Source organism: Anaerorhabdus sp. (assembly GCF_036657415.1).
Taxonomy (GTDB): Bacteria; Bacillota_I; Bacilli_A; order Erysipelotrichales; family Erysipelotrichaceae; genus Anaerorhabdus.
Genome location: NZ_JAVXGL010000116.1, coordinates 2,279 through 4,707 on the forward strand (window position 1 = coordinate 2,279; position 2,429 = coordinate 4,707).

General features: G+C 34.3%; 3 protein-coding genes. All 3 read right to left on the bottom strand.

Going from position 1 to position 2,429, the window contains the following annotated elements; all coding sequences use genetic code 11:
* Window positions 1–16 precede the first annotated feature (16 nt).
* Window positions 17–406 (bottom strand): DUF6075 family protein, encoded by a 390-nt coding sequence (locus RSB60_RS10910; protein ID WP_332616318.1) that lies wholly within the window; start codon window positions 404–406, stop codon window positions 17–19.
* Window positions 407–434: 28 nt separating this feature from the next.
* Complete coding sequence (locus tag RSB60_RS10915; RefSeq protein ID WP_332616320.1) at window positions 435–1,214, bottom strand: DUF6674 family protein; 780 nt, start codon at window positions 1,212–1,214, stop codon at window positions 435–437.
* A gap of 18 nt (window positions 1,215–1,232) precedes the next feature.
* A partial coding sequence (locus tag RSB60_RS10920) for a VirB4-like conjugal transfer ATPase, CD1110 family (protein ID WP_332616322.1) occupies window positions 1,233–2,429 on the bottom strand: 1,197 nt, incomplete at its 5' end.

Below are 2,429 nucleotides of genomic sequence, written 5' to 3' on the forward strand. Positions count from 1 at the left end.
TTTGTCTTTATATCTTTCATCGCTCATTACTCTTTACGGAACACTCTTTGCAGTATTCAGGATAGCGCAGTTTGATTGCTTCAAAGAAGTATGGTGCATATCCACAGGCAAACAGTTCATATGGTGTACTCCCTTTTTCATGTTCTTCTTCTACAAAACCATTCCAAAGATTAAATGCCAATTTAGTTGCACACTCTGATCCACTTGTTTGCCAGCCTTGATGTAAACCATCTGGTTTGATTCTATGGTCTTTCATATTAAATACATCATCAAAATTTTCTCTACAACTTCGATCAATACCAAGCGTATAAAACAATGTTTGGTGGTATGTGTCTTTTATGGTGCTTTCTTGCAGTTTCCTAAAAAAGAAGTTTTTATGTTCTTCAGATTCAAATTTAATTTTCATATCGCTATAACCTATAAACTAGGACAGATTATCTCTGCCCTAGTTCCATATCCTTTCTTGTGATTTCTTTTGCTTGGTTTCCCACTTTATGTTTATCTTTGATTTCTTTAAGGTCATTACGCACTGATTTCTTTTCGTGTTTTTCTTCGACATCTTTGATTTTTACTAATATGCTTTCTGTTTTTTGCGACATCGTCGCACATGCTTTCATTGAAAAGAATAGGCTTTCCTGTACCTTGGATAGAAGTCCACTGTCAGAGCGACGTGAAGTTGGTTCCTGTGTATCTTTACCCATGATTGTTTTACCAATATTTTTCATATGAAAATTAACTGCATGAATCTCATTACCCAATTTTGTTAGATTATCAATTTCATGGTCTGCTGATTTGATAACATGTTGTAATGTACCATGAATAGATTCAAGCATACCTTTTACATTCAATGATTTCATTGCAGTTACCAATGCCGATTTACCATGTTCTTTGAAATTTATGACTGCTTTATCTACTGTTGAAATAACATGCTCTTTCAACTTTACTAAAGTACCTTTTGCTACTTCCACTTTATTTGTAACTTTATCCACAGCACGTAACGCTGTAGCTCTTAAAGTTTTATCTTGAATGACATTCAACTCTTGCCGTACATTCTTTAATTCATCAAGCACATTGGTAAATTGGAAATCCATTTGATCAATATAACCTGCTAGAAATTCTACTTCTTGTTTTTGTTCTTTCATTCCATTTTCTTCTAATAGTTGAAGAAATTTTTTCATATTATTTTGTTCTAATAACGTTTGTCTATCTTCCATTGTTCAAGACTCCTTTCTTTATTTACGATCTTTTGGTTTTGTTGTCATCAGTTGATATAATCGTGTGTCGGATGGAAAGCGATTGATAAATGGAACCAAAGAACTACCATACTTTATTAAGCCACACCCTTCATCTACATTAGTTATAAAGGACATTTGTTCTTTTGAAATATTCAACATTTTAGCAAGTCTTTGACTATCTCGTGTTGCTTGATTCAGCATTACAATGAACTCGCTATTGCTTAGCATCGTACTAGCCATAACAGAATCTAATAAATACTCCACATTCTGCGTAATTCCAGTTGGATAACCATCACGTTTTCTAAACTGACGCCAAGCACTATTAAAGAAGGATGCAGAATATTCATTCTCAAATACCACATGAAATTCATCAATAAAAACATGTGTACGAATCCCTTTTTTCCAGTTCTCAGTTACTCTATTTAACATTGCATCGGTTATAACGAGTAAGCCCATTGTCTTTAATTGCTTTCCTAAATCCATAATGTCGTAGACAATCATACGATTTGCTACATCGACATTGGTCTTATGGGAAAATGCATTCAATGTTCCATCCGTAAATAACTCCAATTTAAGAGATAGATCCTTTGCCTCCTTCTCACTTTGCTGTGATAATTTTTCACGTAATACTGCAAGTGTAGGTAATTTCCCACCTAGTTGATGTTCTTCATAGACAAGTGAAACACAACGATCAATGATAGATTTCTCTTTCGGACCAATTCCTTTATTATCTAACTGCTCAAATAATGAAAGAACAAATTCCGATTTATCAATGACTGGGTTCTTTCCTTCGCCATAATCTTGAACCATATCCATCGCATTGATATGGTCTTCAGAACCCGCCGCAATATGAATAACCTCTCCACCTAGTGCCTTAACAAGAGCACTATATTCATTCTCTGGATCGCAGACTAAAATATGGTCTTTCGTAGATAAGGCAAGAAATGCAATCAATTCTTTTGCACTAAATGATTTTCCTGCTCCTGGTACACCTAGCAAGAAAGCAGATTGATTCAATAAGTTTTCTTTGTTTACCATAATGAGATTGTGAGAAATTGCATTTTCGCCATAATAAATACCATCTTTATCCATGATTTCTTGTACACGAAATGGATTAAGGACTGCTAAGCTTTCTGTTGTTAATGTTCGAAGTGCATGTATTTTTCGCAATCCAATTGGCAAAACCGTATTTAA